The 16,912-nt window shown below is 72.2% G+C and carries 18 protein-coding genes and 1 pseudogene; 10 read left to right on the top strand and 9 right to left on the bottom strand.

Translation table 11 applies throughout. The annotated features are described in order from the left end of the window. Nucleotides 1-11 precede the first annotated feature (11 nt). Nucleotides 12-1,211, bottom strand: a complete 1,200-nt coding sequence (locus Srubr_RS11540) for a polyprenyl synthetase family protein (protein WP_189991322.1) — start codon at nt 1,209-1,211, stop codon at nt 12-14. A 178-nt stretch (nt 1,212-1,389) separates the two neighbouring features. Between Srubr_RS11540 and Srubr_RS11535 the strand changes: the two genes are divergently transcribed. From Srubr_RS11535 to Srubr_RS41940, 4 genes and pseudogenes are all read left to right on the top strand, one after another. Then, on the top strand, nt 1,390-1,677 hold the full coding sequence (locus Srubr_RS11535; RefSeq protein WP_189991320.1) for a hypothetical protein: 288 nt from the start codon (nt 1,390-1,392) through the stop codon (nt 1,675-1,677). A 9-nt stretch (nt 1,678-1,686) separates the two neighbouring features. Next, entirely contained in the window at nt 1,687-3,255 is a 1,569-nt protein-coding gene (locus tag Srubr_RS11530) for an ABC1 kinase family protein (protein ID WP_189991318.1), read from the top strand. 35 nt (nt 3,256-3,290) lie between these two features. Continuing rightward, nucleotides 3,291-3,749, top strand: coding sequence for a hypothetical protein (locus tag Srubr_RS11525; RefSeq protein WP_189991316.1), 459 nt, complete (start codon nt 3,291-3,293; stop codon nt 3,747-3,749). Nucleotides 3,750-3,790: 41 nt separating this feature from the next. Continuing rightward, nucleotides 3,791-4,018 (top strand): annotated as a pseudogene (locus Srubr_RS41940) (VOC family protein); the annotation flags it as partial. A gap of 333 nt (nt 4,019-4,351) precedes the next feature. Here the strand turns inward: Srubr_RS41940 and Srubr_RS11520 are convergent. After that, entirely contained in the window at nt 4,352-5,284 is a 933-nt protein-coding gene (locus Srubr_RS11520; protein ID WP_189991314.1) for an MBL fold metallo-hydrolase, read from the bottom strand. Between the two features lie 252 nt (nt 5,285-5,536). Between Srubr_RS11520 and Srubr_RS11515 the strand changes: the two genes are divergently transcribed. The 4 genes from Srubr_RS11515 to Srubr_RS11500 all read left to right on the top strand — a co-directional run bounded on the left by Srubr_RS11515 (nt 5,537) and on the right by Srubr_RS11500 (nt 8,556). Continuing rightward, on the top strand, nt 5,537-5,746 hold the full coding sequence (locus tag Srubr_RS11515; RefSeq protein ID WP_189991312.1) for a hypothetical protein: 210 nt from the start codon (nt 5,537-5,539) through the stop codon (nt 5,744-5,746). Further along, the gene (locus Srubr_RS11510) at nt 5,733-7,124 is read left to right on the top strand and encodes an amidase (RefSeq protein WP_189991310.1); all 1,392 of its coding nucleotides are present in this window, start codon (nt 5,733-5,735) and stop codon (nt 7,122-7,124) included. The genes Srubr_RS11515 and Srubr_RS11510 overlap by 14 nt, the downstream gene beginning before the upstream one ends. 134 nt (nt 7,125-7,258) lie before the next feature. Continuing rightward, complete coding sequence (locus Srubr_RS11505; RefSeq protein WP_189991309.1) at nt 7,259-7,822, top strand: TetR/AcrR family transcriptional regulator; 564 nt, start codon at nt 7,259-7,261, stop codon at nt 7,820-7,822. A gap of 80 nt (nt 7,823-7,902) precedes the next feature. Then, nucleotides 7,903-8,556, top strand: coding sequence for a DinB family protein (locus tag Srubr_RS11500; RefSeq protein WP_189991307.1), 654 nt, complete (start codon nt 7,903-7,905; stop codon nt 8,554-8,556). On the opposite strand, the gene Srubr_RS11495 is transcribed toward Srubr_RS11500, so the two are convergent. The 6 genes from Srubr_RS11495 to Srubr_RS11470 form a co-directional block, all read right to left on the bottom strand. Continuing rightward, nucleotides 8,532-8,897: a DUF1330 domain-containing protein gene (locus tag Srubr_RS11495; protein ID WP_189991305.1), complete on the bottom strand. Its 366-nt coding sequence runs from the start codon at nt 8,895-8,897 to the stop codon at nt 8,532-8,534. The two genes, Srubr_RS11500 and Srubr_RS11495, sit on opposite strands and share 25 nt — an antisense overlap. A 171-nt stretch (nt 8,898-9,068) precedes the next feature. Beyond that, nucleotides 9,069-10,010, bottom strand: coding sequence for a hypothetical protein (locus Srubr_RS11490; RefSeq protein WP_203854969.1), 942 nt, complete (start codon nt 10,008-10,010; stop codon nt 9,069-9,071). 386 nt (nt 10,011-10,396) lie between these two features. Beyond that, nucleotides 10,397-10,984, bottom strand: a complete 588-nt coding sequence (locus tag Srubr_RS11485) for a L,D-transpeptidase family protein (RefSeq protein ID WP_189991301.1) — start codon at nt 10,982-10,984, stop codon at nt 10,397-10,399. 99 nt (nt 10,985-11,083) lie between these two features. After that, on the bottom strand, nt 11,084-11,434 hold the full coding sequence (locus Srubr_RS11480) for a hypothetical protein (RefSeq protein ID WP_189991298.1): 351 nt from the start codon (nt 11,432-11,434) through the stop codon (nt 11,084-11,086). A 268-nt stretch (nt 11,435-11,702) separates the two neighbouring features. Further along, nucleotides 11,703-12,689 carry a peptidoglycan-binding protein gene (locus tag Srubr_RS11475; protein ID WP_189991296.1) on the bottom strand — a complete coding sequence of 329 codons (987 nt, stop codon included), beginning with the start codon at nt 12,687-12,689 and terminating at the stop codon, nt 11,703-11,705. Nucleotides 12,690-13,098: 409 nt separating this feature from the next. After that, entirely contained in the window at nt 13,099-14,550 is a 1,452-nt protein-coding gene (locus Srubr_RS11470) for an amidase (protein WP_189991294.1), read from the bottom strand. 127 nt (nt 14,551-14,677) lie between these two features. Here Srubr_RS11470 and Srubr_RS11465 point away from each other — a divergent pair, with 127 nt between their 5' ends. Next, nucleotides 14,678-15,292: a TetR/AcrR family transcriptional regulator gene (locus Srubr_RS11465; RefSeq protein WP_189991292.1), complete on the top strand. Its 615-nt coding sequence runs from the start codon at nt 14,678-14,680 to the stop codon at nt 15,290-15,292. Nucleotides 15,293-15,498: 206 nt separating this feature from the next. Here the strand turns inward: Srubr_RS11465 and Srubr_RS11460 are convergent, their stop codons facing one another. Next, complete coding sequence (locus Srubr_RS11460; protein WP_189991290.1) at nt 15,499-16,086, bottom strand: TetR/AcrR family transcriptional regulator; 588 nt, start codon at nt 16,084-16,086, stop codon at nt 15,499-15,501. A gap of 108 nt (nt 16,087-16,194) precedes the next feature. Here Srubr_RS11460 and Srubr_RS11455 point away from each other — a divergent pair, with 108 nt between their 5' ends. Next, nucleotides 16,195-16,884 (top strand): nitroreductase, encoded by a 690-nt coding sequence (locus Srubr_RS11455; RefSeq protein ID WP_189991288.1) that lies wholly within the window; start codon nt 16,195-16,197, stop codon nt 16,882-16,884. The last annotated feature ends 28 nt before the right edge of the window (nt 16,885-16,912 follow it).

Raw genomic sequence — 16,912 nt, 5'->3', positions numbered from 1 at the left:
GGGGGAGCGGCTCAGGTGTTCCAGGTGCGGTGGATCACGGCCGTGGCGGCCTCGGCCAGGGCCGTCGTACGGGGTGAGTCGGGAAGGTGCGGTGCGAGGCCGGCCCAGGCCTGTTCGAGCAGCCGGGTCGCCTCCTGTTCGCAGACGCGGACCGCCCCGGTGTCCTCGATCGTCCGCGCGGCCCGCTGGACGGCCCGCTCGTCCGGGTCCGCGCGCAGCGACTGCCACAAGGCGGCCGCCTCCGCCCGCGGCAGCAGTGTGACGGCGTGCGCCAGCGGAAAGGCGACCTTGGCGTTGGACAAGTCCTCCGCGACCCGCTTGGTGACCCGCTGCCGGTGGATCACGCCCCGCAAGTCGCAGACGTCGTCCATGATTTGGTAGGCGAGCCCGAGGGCCTCGCCGAACTCCCCGATGGCGGCGCGCTGTTCCGGTGCGGCCCGGCCGATCAGGGAGCCGATCTCGCACAGCGCCCGCACCTGGGCCCCGGTCTTCAGCCGGTGGGTGAGGGTGAGCATCCGCAGCAGCGGCCCGGCGTCCCGCGTGGCCAGCGCCAGCTCCATCTCCTCCGTGTGACCCTGCAGGTCCAGGGCCTGGCCCGCGTGCGTGGCGCGCAGCCCGGCCAGGTACGTCTCGTACACCGCCAGGCGGAGCTCAGCGTCCTCGGGCAAGGTGTGCCGGACGGCGCGGTCTAGGCTGAAGTAGGCCGCGGTGCCGGCGTTGATGGCGGTGCTCTCCCCGAAGAGGACGTGGGCGGCCGGGCCGCCGCGCCGCAGCGGGGAGGCGTCCTCGACGTCGTCCACCATGAGGGAGCCGGCGTGTCCCACTTCGCAGGCGGCGATCACTTCCGCGTACGGGCGGGGGTTGACGCCGAACGTCTCCAGGACCCGGGCCATCAGGTGGGCGCGCCAGCGTTTGCCGCCCGCGTCGAGCAGATGGCGCACCGGGGCGACGAGGGCGGCGTGGAGCCGTCGGTCGCGGCGGTCGTCACCGATCTGCTGGGGACCGGGCCGCCCATCCGTGCCCATGAGTTCCAGGCTGAGGGTGGTCGTGGGGGAGGGCGGGCAGAGATGGGCGAGCCCCTCGTCCAGCGCCGCCGCCACGCGTGCGGTGTCGCTGCCCGTCGTCACGGGGCCGGGCGGAGTCCGCGGCTGCACCACCACCCCGGTGGTACCCACTCCGGGGCCGGGCAGCGGTGACGTTCCGTCAGACATGGGACCACTCGCTTCATTCACGACTGCACTGACCGGCTAAACGTAGCGAACAATCACAGATGACACGAAACATGAAGCTCGGTAGGAAATTATGATAAAAGCCCGGTTTGTCTGAACCGGGTGTCAATCGGTATGTTCCACATTCCGCGAACAACTGCCCCCGAAAGGACGGCCTTTGATGCCACCGCGCAACGTGGTCGAAGAGTTCGTCGACAACGTGGCGGGCGACTACCAGAAGGCATTCGGCGACATCCTCGGCCGGGAAGCCGACGACGAGGACAGGGCCGCCCGGATGCTCGCCGCGCCCGCCCTCGCGCTGGCCCTCTTCCTGCCGGCGACGCTCCGGCAGGCGGGCGGCCTGGGCATGGTCACGGACGGCGTGCTCGGCGGGCTGGATCTCGTCAGGTCACTGCTGGAGCCGGCGGACACGGCACGCCCCTTCGGCGGCCGGGCACACGGCGGGTGAGAGGAACCGATGCGGGGCCGGACAAGCGGGCGACTGCTCACCGTGGTACGGGTGCTCGGCGAGCTGGCCGCCCAGGAGGCGGGACGCGTCCCCGCCCGTACCGGGCAGGCCGGCACGGAGGCCGACGGCTGTTCCTCCGGCGTGGCGGACGGGTTCGTCTCCGCGGGCGCCCTGCGCCGGGCGCGGGCGGCACGCGCGGCACTCGAACGGCTGGGCCCTCTGTACGTCAAGGTGGGACAGGTGCTGGCCACCCGCCCCGACATGGTCCCGGCGCACGTGCGCGCCGAGTTCCAGAAACTCAACGACCGGGTGCCCGCCCAGCCGTTCGCCACCTTCGCCCCCGTGCTGGAGGCCAACCTCGGCCCCCGCTGGGAGCGGATGTTCGATGACGTGGACGTCACCAGCCCGCTCGGCGCGGCCTCCCTCGCCCAGGTGCACCGGGTCACTCTCCGCGGCGGCGCACCGGGCGTCGTCAAGATCCAGCGCCCCGGCATCCGCGGGGTCGTCCGGGCCGACATGGCGTTGCTGCGCCGTGCCGCCTGGCTGACGGCACGCGGCGCCCCCCGGTTCAACGAGGTGGTCGACGTGCGGGCCATCCTCGCCAACGTCTTCGACGCGATGGAGGCGGAACTGGACTTCACCAAAGAGGCCGCCAACATGGAACGCGCCCGGGCGTCGGTCGGCCGGTTTCCGCACCTGGAGATCCCCGAAGTCGTCGCCGCCACCCCGGGCGTCCTGGTGCAGTCCCTGGCCCCCGGTGGCTCGGTGGCCCGCGTCGACCGGGAGGAACTGAGCCCGGAGCACCGCGAGGCCATCGCCCGCGAACTGGCGGCGTTCATGGGGCGGGGCTATTTCATCGACCGCTTCTACCACGCCGATCCGCACCCGGGGAACGTCTTCGTGACGCCCGACGGGCCGGCCACCCTGCTGGACTGGGGCATGGTCGGCCGCGTCGACCAGCAGACCAGCATCCGCATGCTGCTGCTGTTGATGGCGGTCGGTCAGAACGACGGCCACGGCCTGGCCAAGGTGTGGGCCGAGATGGGCCGCAGCACGCCGTGGACCGATCTGCCGGCCTTCTGTGCCGACATGGCCGCGCTGGTCCCGAAACTCGCCTCGGCGTCCATGGCCGAGCTGAACTTCGGTGTCGCGTTCAGCGCCGTACTGGAGAAGGCGGCCCGCCGAGGCATCGCCTCGGCCCCCACCGTGGGCCTGATCGGCAAGTCCCTGGTCAATCTGGAGGGCAGCGTACGGCTGCTGGCACCCCACCTGACCTTCTCCGATCTGTTCGAGTCCGAGGTCCACGGCATCGTGCTGCACGTACTGCGCGAAATGATCTCCCCGCAGCACACGGCCCGCCGGGCCCTGGAATCCCTGCTGGCCTACAGCATGGCCGGGGAACAACTGCGGGCCGACCCGCACGGCCTCGCCGACCGCGCCCTGTTCCCGCCGCCCGGCCCGGCCCACCGGGGGATTCCCGTGCCGCCCGTGCGCCCCGGCGGACGGCAGCACGCCCTGCTGGCCTGCGGGGCGCTCGCGCTGTGGGCCGTCCACCGCCGCGCGAGCAAGCTCCGGTGACGGCACGAAAGCCCAGCTGAGGAATGGACCGAACCATGGACATCACCCATATCGCCAAGGAACTTCTCGGCGCCCTGGCGGACGACTCCAAGAAGGCGCTCGACGACTTGCTGGACCGCCCCGCCCCCACCGGACGACACCATGGCGGAACAGCCGACACCATGCGACAGTGGGCGCTGCTCGCCGAGCTGACCACCCCGCCGGCCACTACGCCTGCCGCGGCCGGGACCATCACCGGTGCCACCGCTCTCGCCGACAGCCTGGCCGCGCTGCCACGCCTGCTGGACCAGCTCACCGCGGTCGCCGACCGGCTCGACCAGACCCTGCGCCACCTCCCCTCCTTGCCGGGCCTTCCCGCCGACACAGCCACTGCCGTCCGCGAGAAGGCGACGACAGCCGCCGCCACCGCGAAGGAAACGACACGCGCCGCGACAGCCGCCCCGCAGGACGCGGTGTCCTCGACGGTCCAGAAACTCCGCCCGCTCGGCTGGTGAGCCCTGGCGGCCGGATCCTTCGGCGGTGCGAACGCGGAGGCATGGCCCGCGCGAGCCGGTGGTTCTCGCAGTACGGGTACGGTCACTCGCCCGAGAGCCGGCACACCTCGTGCGGCAGCTCGTGGCGGAGCGGATGCCCGGGGTTCGAGAATCCGGACGAGCCGGAGCCGGGCCAGTCGCGGCTGCACATCGACGTCAACGTCACGGACCGTGATCAGCACGCCGAACTCGATCACCTTCTGAGGCTCGGGGCGCGTCCGGCCAACCTCGTGCCGGGTCCTTGACGGCCTGTCGGCTCGGGGCGGAGGGGGGACGCCGTGCGCTGGTCGACCCGCGAAGCCGTAGGCTGTCGGGCGAGTGTCAGGTCGCCGGCCGACCACCCCCCTCCATCCGCACGTCGGCCGCCTTGCGCTGACCTGCCAGTCCTACGACGTCCGCCACGCACCGGGCCGGCCACCCGTCCTCTACGCCGCCGCCGAACCGGACAGTCCCAGCGTCCCGTTCCCTCTACGCCACCCGGGGCCGGGCCCGGTCCTCCTCCTCCCGCCGCCGACACGGAAACCGTTGCTCTGCCGGGCGACGGCGCGAAACCTCCTGCCATGTCATCCGCCGACGCGGAGTCGGTGCGAGCCGGCCGGGACCGGCGCGAGCCGGTAGGCGCCTTCATGGGTGACGACACGGCCGGCGGTGGGCGGTGCGAAGTGGGTGCCCAGGACGAGGGTCCCGGTGTCGGCGAGCGCGCCGAGCAGCGAGCGGCGCGTCGCCTCGGACCGTTCGGGGTCGATGTCGACGCAGGCGCCGATGGCGGGGTGGGCGAGCTGGACCGGGTGGTGGACGCAGTCGCCGGTGATCAGTGCCGTCTGTCCGCGGCTGGTCAGCTCGGCGGAGAGATGACCGGGGGTGTGCCCGGGGGTGGGGATCAGACGCAGGCCCGGGACGACGCGGACGCCCTCGGCGGGCACGTCGACGAGGTCGGTCAGCCCCGCTTGCTCCACCGGGATGACGGAGTCGCGGAACATCTGCCTGCGCGGCTCGTCCATGTCGTACCCGGCCCAGAACTCCCGCTCGGCGCGGGAGACGAGGTGGCGTGCGTTGGCGAAGGTGGGGACCCACTCGCCGTTCACCTTGCGCGTGTTCCAGCCGACGTGGTCGGCGTGCAGATGGGTGAGGATCACCAGGTCGACCGAGTCCGGGGGGAACCCGGCGGCGGTAAGGCGTTCGAGGTAGTCGGTGTTCAGGCCGTGCCACGCGGGATTGGCCCGCTCCTTGCCGTTGCCGATGCCGGTGTCCACCAGGACGCGCCGCCCGCCGACCGTGAAGGCGAAGCTGTGGCTGTCCAGGCGCAGGACTCCCGCGTCGTCCGCGAAGTGCGGGCGCAGCCAGTCCTGCCCGGCGACGAGGTCCGCGGTGGCACCGGGCAGCAGCCACGGTCCGGTCGCGGGCGGCAGGGAAACCTCGTCGACGCGGTGGACGACGAGGTCGCCCACGGTCCAGGAGGGGACGGTGGCCGGGCCGGTGGCCGGGGGAGTGCTCATGATCGGGCGTCTTCCTTGTCGGTCGTTTCCCTTGCGGAACGGCGCGCGGGTGTGCGTGGTCGGGCATCGGGTCCGGGATTCCGTGACACCGCTTAACGCAATCCGTTTGCGTTAAGGCACCGTAGGCCCTAGAGTCCGACTAACGCAAACGTTTAGCTTTTGGTGCGGGGGCCTCCTGTCGTTCGAGCCCACTCCGGAGCCCGGATCAGCCCAGACCGCCCAAGCCCACCCCAGCTCCGAGGGAGAACGCCCATGTCCTCCGCCGAACTCACCCCAGCGGAGGCGGCCCGCCGGGCCGCCCACGCCGGACTCCCGCTGCCCGCCGACCGGCACGCCGTGGTGGCGGCCACCGCCGACCACATCCACTCCGTCGTCGCGGTCCTGCGGGAGCTGGACTTCGGGGACACCCCGCCCGCCCTCGCCTACCGCGCGGAACAGGAGACACACGATGCAGCCGTATGAACTCCCGCTGAGTGTCGCGGCCGAGGCCATCCGGACCCGGCGGCTGTCCCCCGTCGAGCTGGCGGACTCCGTCCTCCGGCGCGTGGAGCGGGCGGAGCCGCACCTTCAGGCGTACGTCGCCGTCGCCGCCGAACACGTCCGCCGGGCCGCGCGCGAAGCCGAGGGCGAGATCGCGGCCGGCCGCCACCGCGGTCCGCTGCACGGCATTCCGATGGCCCTGAAGGACCTGATCGACGTCGCGGGCCTGCCGACCTCGGCCAGTTCCCGGGTCAGGGACGGCCACACCGCGCGGACCGACAGCACGGTCGCCGCCCGGCTGTCGGCGGCCGGCGCGCTCCTGGTCGGCAAGACCCACACCCACGAGTTCGCCTACGGCCTGACCACCCCGCAGACCGGCAACGCCTGGGACACCGGGCGGGTCGCCGGCGGCTCCAGCGGAGGGTCCGCCGTGGCCGTCGCCGCGGGCACCGCCACGTTCAGCCTCGGCACCGACACCGGCGGGTCGATCCGGGTGCCGGCCGCGCTGAACGGAGTGGTCGGTCTGAAGCCGACCTACGGCCTCGTCCCCCGCCACGGCGTCACCTCGCTGTCCTGGTCACTGGACCACGTCGGCCCCATCACCCGCACCGTCGAGGACGCCGCCCTGGTCCTCACCGCCCTCACCGGACACGACCCCCGCGACCCCGCCTCCCTGACCGCCCCCGCCACGGACTACCGGCCGGCCGCCGGCACGGACCTCACCGGGCTGCGCGTCGGCGTGCCCCGCAACTACTACTTCGAGCACGTGGACGCGGAGGTCGAAGCCGCCGTCCGGCGCGCCATCGACCAGCTCGCGTCACTCGGCGCACGCCTCGTGGACGTCGAGATCCCCATGACCCGCTACATCCAGGCGACCCAGTGGGGCCTGATGGTGCCCGAGGCCACCGCCTACCACGAGAGCACCCTGCGCACGGTCCCCGAGCTGTACCAGGCCGACGTCCGCGTACTCCTAGAGGCCGGCGCACTGATGCCCGCCGGGGACTACCTGCGCGCCCAGCGCTCCCGCGCCCTCATGCGGCGGGAGTGGGCGCACATGCTGCGGGAGGCCGACCTGATCGCCGCCCCGACCGTCCCGGCGACCGCGGTCAAGGCCGGCCAGGAGACGATCACGTGGGCCGACGGCACCGTGGAGGGCGTCTCCGACGCCTACGTACGCCTGTCGTCCCCCGCCAACATCACCGGAGTGCCCTCCCTCACCCTGCCGGTCGGGCTCGACGCGGCGGGCCTGCCGATCGGCATGCAACTGCTCGGGCGACCGCTCGGGGAGAGCGTGCTCCTGCGGGTCGGCCACGCCTACCAGCAGACCCGGCCCGCACCCGCCCTCGCACCGGCGGCCTGAGAACCCACCCCTCGGCCCGCCCGGCCGGACCCACGCGGGCTGGCCGAGGCGGGCACGGGCGCGCCCAGGACCGTTGCCTGAGGGAGACGGGCGGCCCGCACTAGACGCAATGAATGAGCTTTAAGCTGGTTCCCATGAGCAGGCAGATGGTGCGCCCCGGCGGGCGCAGTGCCCGGATCCAGGCGTCCGTGCACGCCGCCGTACGGGAACTGGCGTCGGAGCTGGGCCGGGACGCCCTGACGGTGCCGCTGGTCGCCCAGCGCGCGGGCGTGACACCTTCGACGATCTACCGCCGCTGGGGAGACCTGCAGGAACTGTTGTCGGACGTCGCGGTGGAGCGGCTACGGCCCGACACCGAGCCCGAGGACCACGGCACCCTGTCGTCCGACCTGACCGCCTGGGCCGAGCAGTTCCTCGACGACATGGCCGCCCCCAGCGGCCGCGCCCACATCCGTGACGCGCTGCTCGGCGACCCGGACGGCGGCAACGCCGGCCGGTGCTCCGACTACGCCGCCGCGCAGATCGACGTCATCCTCGCCCGGGCCGCCGAACGCGGCGAGGACACTCCCGGGACCGAGACGGTCATCGACCACGTCGTGGCCCCCCTGATGTACCGCATCCTCTTCCGCCCGGACGGGCTCGACGCCTCCTACGCCCGGCGACTCGTGGCGGGAGTGCTCGCCCGGAACCGCCGCTGACCAAGGGCCGCCGGCCGTGTCGCAGGTCCGGTTGTCAGTGGCAGGTCCGGTTGTCAGTGGCGGATGGAAGACTGCCCGGCATGATCGAACCGAATCCGAAAGCGGACCTTCTCCGATATCTGCAACAGGCGCGGGACGCGCTGCTGTGGAAGCTCGACGGGCTCTCGGAGTACGACGTCCGCCGTCCGCTGACCCCGACCGGAACCAACCTGCTCGGGCTGGTCAAACACGTCGCCGGCGTGGAACTGGCCTACTTCGGCGACACCTTCGGGCGCCCGTTCTTCGAGGAGGAGCCGCCGCCCTGGTGGTACACACGGGAGGCGGAACCCAACGCGGACATGTGGGCCACCGCGGAGGAGTCCCGCGAAGAGATCGTGGGGCTGTACCGCCAGGCGTGGGAGCACTCGGACCGCACGATCGCGGCGCTGGCACTCGACGCCACCGGTCACGTCCCGTGGTGGCCCGAGGAGCGGCGGGAGGTGACCCTCCACCACGTCCTGGTACGCGTCATCTGCGACACCCAGCGCCATGCCGGCCACGCCGACATCGTGCGCGAACTCATCGACGGGTCCGCGGGGCACGGGCGGGACCAGGACAGCCTGCCGGCCGCGGACCGGGCATGGTGGGAGAGCCACCATCGCCGACTGGAGCGCGTGGCCCGGGCCGCCGACGAGATCCGACCGCGCCCCGCTGCCGCCGACCCCTCGGATCAGACCTCGGTGTCGTCACCGTGACGTCCGGCCTCCGCGCGCAGCTTCGCTGACCGCTCGCGCGGATCGTAATGTGCCCCCACGCCCTCGATCAGCAGCACATCCCCCTCGATGTGGTCGGTTCGCAGCCTCAGGATCTCCTGGTACGCGGGGGAGACGTACCAGGCACGGGCCGTGGCCAGGTCCGGGAACTCGATCAGCACCATGCTGCCGGGCCAGGCACCCTCCACCACCTGGGCCGGCGGACCGTGGATGACGAAGCGTCCGTGGAAGGGGTCGAGGGTGCCTTGGATGCGCTCCAAGTACTCAAGGACGTCGGGGTGATGACGACGGTTGCGGAGATGCGCGAAGCCGTAAGCGGGCACGACGGGTTCCTTTACCGATCGCTCGCGTCCCCCTGTGGGACGACGCCCCGAACGTAACCGCGCGCCTCATCGCGCCGCGATTACCAGGGAGGTAAGGAACACCACGCTGTGCCGCCTCGGTGCGGCCGGACGGCGGGACGGGCGGCAGGCCGGCCGGCTGCCCCGGCTGCCTCAGCGCAGGGGGGCCCGCCAGGCCACCAGCCCCGGTCGGCCCGTCTGTACGAAACCCACCGCGAACGGCTTGTCGTCGTCGTCCGTCACCAGATGGATGCTGCACTCCGTCACGCTGCCGCCCGGCGGGATCACCCGGGCGACCCAGTCGGACGGACAGCCGGGGATCTTCGTGTCGCGGACGAAGGGTGTCTTCCCCGGTATCTGCCGACCGCCCTCGGTGAGCAGGCGCACGCGGTCGGCTTGATCGGTGTAGAGGTCCGTCGGCCCGGTGTTGGTGTAGGTGACCGATACGTAGTAGGGGACGCCGCGCCGCTCGTCGTCGTTGAGGTCGAGGTCCAGGCCCGCGAGGTCGGCCGCGCTGCCCCGGCGTACGGAGACCAGCCTGGCGGGCAGTTCGAGAACGCCGTCCTCGCGGGCCTCCCACCGGACGCGGACGATGTCCCCCGGCTCCGCCAGCCCTGCGGACGCCGTGTCAAGGCCGCCCTCGACGGGCCAGACGGCGACGTCCCCGCCCTCGTCGAGGTAGCCGCCGGCGCTGTACGTCAGCGACAGCACGCCGACGCCCTCGGGCAACGCGTAGGGCACGCAGGTGTGGTACGAGTCACCGGGTGCCAGCGTCTTCGGCGCGGTGTCCGCGCAGGGCAGGTCGACCCCGCCGGGCCTGCCGCCGCTGATGTAGACCTTCTCCGCGTCCGCCCAGTCGGTGCCGTTCAGGGCGAAGCCGCCGTCCACCAGGTAGGCGGCGGGGATCGCCTTCCGGCCGGTGTTGGTGACCTCGAAGGTGAGGTAGTGGGGAACCATGCCCTTCAGTTCCTCGTCCACGCGCGCCCCCCGCATGTCTTCCTTGGAACCCCGGACCAGGCTCTTGACCGTGATCCTGACCTCGTACGACCGGTGGTCGGTGTCCGTGTGGACGACGTTCCGTGCGCCGGTCCGCACCGGTAGGTCCGTCCAGGAGGCAGGCCTCTTCGAAGCTCGCTCCACGGTCCCGCCCGCGCTCTGTTCCCCCGCGCACCCGGCGAGGAGGGGTATCACCGCCGCGCCTATGGTGGCCTTCCTGAGGTAGCTGGACAGGCGCATGGACTCCCTTTACCGCACGATGATCCGGATGTGCCGGAGGACTGACGCATCGTAGGTCATCACAGCGGATACGGAGGCGGCGGGTCCGATGCGGTTGCCGGCCTCGTACTGGCGGCTCTCCGGGACCGTCGCGACATGGGGCTGCCTGAGGACGTGCCTCCGATGGGCCGGCCCTGGGCAGGCGATGACCCCGGGCGAACCCGAGGTCCTCGCGCGGATGGCCGAGGAAGGGGTGAGAGCCGGTGTCAGGAGACCACGCGCAGGTGGGTCGGCCATCCGATGCGGTTCAGCAGGCGGAACATCTTCTTGATGTCCGTCGGACCGAGCTTCACGCAGCCGTTGGACTTGTAGTCCCCGTCGCCGTCCCAGCGGCGGCTCTCGGTGCTCCCCTGGCCGCCGTCACGGTTCATCTCGGAGTGGATGAACATCTGCGTGCGCGTCAGGGTGCCCCGGGAGCACTTCATGTCCTGCAGATAGACGGCGTACCCCTTGATGAGACGGCCGTCATAGAAGGGATCCTTGAGTTTGATCCTCCAATTCCCGTTCGGAATCCAGCCTTTGGCGCGGACGCAGTCGTCCTTGACGCCGGTGCCCGAGCCCGCGCGGTAGGTGGCCAGCAGCTCGTCTCCCTCGTAGACGGAGAGCTTCGAGTGGGTGGGGGAGGCCGGGTTCTTGTCGAACACCAGGGTGGTCGCCGGCCCCGCCGCCGCGGCCACGGTTCCCGCGGGTGCGTGGGCGGTGGCGGCCGGGGCGAGGGCCGGCCCCGCGGTCAGGGCGGCCGCCACCGCCACGGTGGCCGTGATGCCGCGGGCGCGCCGTCCGTTGCTGCTCATGTGTGTACCTGTTTTCTCTCCGTACGGCCTGTTCGGGCCGTGCACGTGCGGGAGTGGTAGCGGGGGCGGGCGCCGTGGCCCGCCCCCTCGGCTGCCGGGTCAGGCGATGGCCAGCCGGACCTGCGCCGACTTCGTTCCGCCGAAGGTGTAGGAGAACTGTTCCCGGACCCCGGAGCCACAGGCGGACTTCGTCTTGTAGCCGCCGTTGCCGGCGTTGATGCGGACCACGGCACACTTCATGTCGGCCCGGGTGTCCTCCACCCAGCCGGACACCGTCACCTTGTCGCCCGAGCAGCGCAGGGACCAGGCGGCCCTCGCCCCGTCGATCACCGGGGCGGACGACGAGGGGCACGTGGCCGCGCTCGCCTGGCCGGCGGCGGCCACGGCCAGGCCGCCGGCCAGAAGGGCAGCCGACAGGGCGGACGTGAGGGTCTTGCGGACAGCGGACATGGTTGCTCCTCCAGGTGAATGAGTCACGGAAGCCGGACCGGAACGCGTCCCGGGGCGCGCCGCCGCCGACGGAGGCGGGCCGGCCGGAGCGCCGGTCGCGGCAGCAGCATGGCCGCAGGAGCCGGACAGCGGAAGCCGATGCCGGCCGCTTGCCCAGGCACATCCATGCCGTGTCCGGGCATCGGCGAACGGGGCGTCTGTGACCTGGTGTTATGCCGTCGGGAGTGCGGGTCGGCACGCCATGCGGGCGGCCCTGTGCCACCGCCTCTCACCCGGACGCGGACGGCGGCGTGCCCGTGGACCTCTGATACGCCGGGGCACTGGCGGGAGGACGCTGCCGCACCAGCAGGGCCAGCCAGGTGTCCGGGTCCGCCCTGCCGGTGACGGGCAGGTGGTGGGTGCGCTGGAAGAACCTCAGGTCGTCGGCGGTCACGGCGGTGTACTGCCCCGACACCACCGTGCCGCCCTGGCCCACGTTGTCCAGGAGTTCCTGCACGGCCAGGACCATGTGCCCCGAGGAACCGGGCCCGACCGTCTTCACCAGCTCCGGCCAGGTGTCCTGGCCCACCTTGCCGTCGGACACCAGATGGTGCTTCCGCTGGAAGTCCATGACGGCGTCCCGGGTCTCCTCACCGAAAAAGCCGTCCGTCCTCACCTTGTAGCCGTGCGCGTGGAGCAGGTGCTGCACTGCCCGGGCACGGGTGTACTGGTCCTCCTTCTTCATCCGCAGCAGCGGCCACTCGTACGGCGACTCACCCACGCGCAACGCACCGGGAACGCCGTCGGCCGGGACACCGCGGTCCGGGGCGACCAGTGCGTGTACGGCGATCCCGGCGGCGAAGGACAGCACGACGGCCGACGCCAGCAGCGCCGGGAGCGGCCGGCGGGAGCGGGGCCGGCCCCACGCGCCGTACCGGCCCGCCCGTACCGCGTCACCGGCACCGGCCGGCCGTTCGCGACCGCTGTCCTCCAGCGTGGCCCGGCACAAGGCCCTCGCCTGCTCCAGTTCCGCCGCCGGGGCCCGCAACCGGGCGTGCAGGGCCTCCACCACCCGCAAGGGGGCGTTCAAGGGGTGCTTCGGATTGAGGTAGCGCGACAACGTGGTCTGGTCGATGCCCAGTTTCGCGGCCAGCGCCTGCTGTGTCGGCCGGGCACCGCCGGGTGCGCTCCCGGCCTCCTCCCACCAGTGGCGCAGCAACAGCGCCAACCGCGCTCCCGGCGCCGGGTCCGGCTCCCGGGCCTCTTGCTCAGGCATGTCCGTGTCCCCCAGTGGTCGTCAGGTGGGTCGGCCGGGCATCCGCACCGGTGCAGGGACGCGGCGCGGCAGGCCGGCCGGGCATGGCTCGGCATGCATGCACGCATCGGCGTACAGCGGCGCAAATCGTAGCGGCACGGCAGGCCGGCTTCCGGCGAGCCCGCCGCGAAGCCGTCGGCGGTTCCTCGCGGCCACGGGCACCGCGCGGCCCGGCGCGGAGGCGGGCCCTCGCCCGTCGGAGGAGGCGCGGAGAGCTGGTGTCGCCATGCGCGTGTTCATCCGGACGAGTGCGCGGTACGACGCCGGCCTGACGTGCGTCGGTCACTCACAGGGAGGATGCGGTCGGGGGGAGACGCCTGCCGAGGTGGGGCATCTGCGGCGGGAGCGGCGGGCCTTTCAGGAGCGCCCCTCAGGGACGGGCGGTACCCGCTGCCCACACCGTGGGGGTCCGGCCCGACCAGGGGCTCGCCTGTTCCAGTTGGCCCGCGAGGCGGAAGAGGCGGCCTTCGCGTCCATGACCGGCGGCGAACTGCATGCCGATCGGGAGCCCCGTCTCGGTGTCGGCCGTCACGGGTACGGACATGGCCGGTGTGCCCGCCACGTTGAACGCCAGGGTGAACGGTGAGCGGTCGTTGAGGCGGTCGATCCAGCCGAGGCCGTCCAGTGCCTCCGCGCCGTCGGCGTAGGTGCCCAGGGGTACGGGCAGTTCCGGCAGGGTGGGGGTGAGCAGTATGTCGTACGTGTCGAAGTGCCGTGCCAGGCTTCGGGCGACCCGGTTCCGGATCGTGAGGGCGGTGACGAACTGGGCGCCGCTGACCCGCTGCCCGTAGTGGTAGCCGGCGAGGGTGGGCGGTTCGAGGGTGGAGGAGTCGACCGGCCGGCCGAAGGCGGTGGCCAGTTCGTCGACCTGGGCCGCCAGATTCGCCGTCATCAGGCGGGCGTTGGCCAGGACGAACTCCTCCCAGCCGGCCCCGAGGCCGACCTCCGCCTCCTCCACCCGGTGGCCGAGGGATTCGAGCAGGCGCACGGTGCGGGAGAGGGCGTCGGTCACGGCGGGGGCGGTGCGGCGCCCGCCCCACGCCTGGGTGAGCACACCGATCCGCAGCGAGCCCGGATGGCGGGTGACTTCCTCCGCGTACGGCCGGGACGGCTCCTGGGCGGAGTAGGGGTCGCCCGGTTCCGGGCCGCGGATCTGGTCGAGCAGTACCGCACTGTCGCGTACGGTGCGGCTGAGGCTGCCGTGCACGGCCAGGCCGTTGAAGACCTCGTCGAAGTCGGGGCCCATGGAGACCCGGCCGCGGGTGGGCTTCAGCCCGAAGAGGCCGTTGCAGGCGGCCGGGATGCGCAGCGAGCCGGCGGCGTCGGTGGCGTGTGCGATCGGGACCACCCCGGCGGCGACGGCCGCGCCCGCGCCCCCGCTGGATCCGCCCGCGCTCCGCTCCGGGTCCCACGGGTTGCGGGTCGCGCCGTACAGCAGTGGTTCCGTCGTGATGCTGTAGGCCATCTCCGGTGTCGCGGTACGCCCGAACGTCACGAGGCCGGCGCGACGGAAGCGTGCCATCAGAAAGGAGTCGGCGCGCGCGACGTGGCCGAGCGCGAGGCGGCTGCCCAGCTCCATCCGCCTCCCGGCCATGGCGGCTCCCATGTCCTTGATCAGGAAGGGCACCCCGGCCAGCGGCGCGCTGCCGGGGTCGGGCGCGTCGTCGGCCGGCCATGTCTCCACGATGGCGTTGATCCGCGGATTGACCGCCTGTGCGGCCTCCCGTGCGGCCGTTTCCACTTCGGCGGGGGTCACCTCGCCGTTGGCCACCAGCTCCGCGAGCCCGACCGCGTCGAAGCTCACGTACTCGGAAATTCTCACTGTCACTCCCAGCAGGCCGGACGATACCGATGAGTCTCGGATGAGACCGAACGGTATCGCATGGAACGGACTGGTACCGTAGCGGTGGGTGTGGGACCCGCACCGGACCGGACATCACGGAGTAGGCATGGAAGCGACCGCCAGAAGGCCGGGCAGGGTGGCCAAACTGCCACCTCGTGAGCGCATCCTCGACGCGGCGGAAGAGCTCTTCCAGAGCGAGGGGATCCGGCGGGTGAGCGTCCAGGCGATCGCGGAGAAGGCCGAGACCACCAAAATGGCGGTCTACCGGCACTTCGAGACCAAGGACGCCCTGGTCGCGGAGTGGCTGCGGATCGTCGCCGCCGACTACCAGGCGGCCTTCGACCGGGCCGAGGCCGAACACCCCGGCCGCCCCAGGGAGCAGATCCTCGGCCTGGCCCGCTTCATCGCCGAAGGACTGCCGGCCATCTCGTACCGGGGCTGCCCGTTCATCAACTCCCTCGCCGAACTGCCCGACCGCTCCCATCCCGCGCGGCAAGTGATCGAGGAGCACAAGGCCCAGCAGACCCGCAGACTGGTCGGCATGTGTGCCGAGGCCGGGCTGCCCGACCCCGGGCAGGCCGCGGCCGAGATCACCTTCGTGCTTGAAGGCGCGCAGGTCAGCACGCAGAACGGGAGCATCGACCAGGCGGGGGACCGGCTGATGAGGATCGTCGAGGGCATCCTGGACCGACACCGCGCTTCGCCCGCCGCGACCGGCTGACCGCCCCGTGAAGACCGGCCGCGAAGGTGATCCGACGCGCCCATGCCCGCTGCGCCTCCAAGCCGGAGGCAGCCCCCGGTGGCCCGGCCTTCTCGCGGCACGGCCCGCCGACGACTCCGGTGCGGGCACGACTGCGTGAAGACGGTTCCGCGAACGGCAGGTCAGCGGCGGGCAAGGGGAAAGGACCGCGGCCGGAGGCCGATGGGTCACCCCGCGAGGGCGTGCGCGAGCAGCGTCTCCGCTGCCGCCCGTGCGTGCCGACCGTAGTCCGCTTCGCCCAGCACCATCGCCCGGCTGGCCGCCCCGTCCGCGAGGGTGACCAGCTGTTCGGCGAGTGCGGCCGGCTCACGGCAGCCCAGTTCCGTCACCAGCGCGGTGACCAGCTCCACCATGCGTAGTTTCTGCTCGCGGGCGTATGCGTGGACGGTGCTGTCCGGGTCGGGGAACTCCGCCGCGGCATCGATGAACGGGCACCCGCGCACCGGTACCGCGTCCGGCGCGGGCTGGTCGAACAGCCCGAGGATCCGCTCCCGCGGCGGGATGTCCTCGCGGGTCAGCACGCTCTCCAGGGTCGCCCCCGACGAGGCGAGGTCCTGGAGGTGGGCGATCACCAGGTCGCTCTTGGTCCGGAAGTGCGCGTAGAGCGTCCGCTTGGACACCGGTGCCGCCTCCGCGACCTGCTCCATGCCGGTCGCATTGATCCCCTGGACCGCGAACAGCCGGGCGGCGGCGGCCAGGATGCGCTCCCGCCCGCCCCGTCCACGCGCCCCAGGGGCGGTAGTCGTCGCACTCATGCCCCAAGTATACGTCCGCGTTTACCTCGCGGGGTGGCGTCTGCTAGGGTCCCGCGATATCCGCAAAGTAAACGGTTCCGTTTACTTCGTGCTGACGAGGAGCGTCCCATGTGCCTGTTGGTCCCCACCGAGCTGAGCGGCTGCGCGGAGAAGCTGATACGCGGCCGTCACGCCACCCGCGCGTTCCGCCCGGACGCCGTACCCGAGGACACGATGCGCGCGATCTTCTCGCTGGCCGGCGCCGCGCCGTCCAACTCCAACGCCCAGCCGTGGCGGGTGGAAGTGGTCAGCGGCGCCGCGCGCGAGCGCCTGGCGGACGCCTTGCAGGCCGCCCACGCCGCACACCGCACCTCGGCCGACTTCCCGTACTCCGAGGACATGTACACAGAGGTGCACCAGGCGCGCCGGGCGGCTTTCGGCGCCCGCCTGTACGGAGCGCTGGGCATCGGCCCCGACGATCACGACGCGCGAGCGGCCTACGACGCGCAGAGCCTGCGCTTCTACGGCGCGCCGCACGCCGCGTTCCTGTTCGTCACCGGGGACGGCGGACCCCGGCTGGCCGCCGACGTCGGCGCCTACATGCAGACGCTGCTCCTGGCGATGACCGCGTACGGCGTGGCCGGCTGCCCGCAGGGACTGCTCAGCTTCTACGCCGGCACGGTCCGCACCGAACTCGCGGTCACCACAGGGCGGTTGCTCGTGGGCATCTCCTTCGGGTACGCCGACGAGGCCGCGCCCGTGAACCACGTCACGACCGAGCGGGCCGCGCTCGAAGAGGTCACGACCTTCCACGGGTAGGGAGCGTCCGCGGTCGCCGCCGAAACCA

This window comes from Streptomyces rubradiris, assembly GCF_016860525.1.
Lineage (GTDB): Bacteria > Actinomycetota > Actinomycetes > Streptomycetales > Streptomycetaceae > Streptomyces > Streptomyces rubradiris.
Note: the sequence above shows the minus strand (reverse complement) of the source record. Positions and strands in the feature narration are given on the sequence as shown.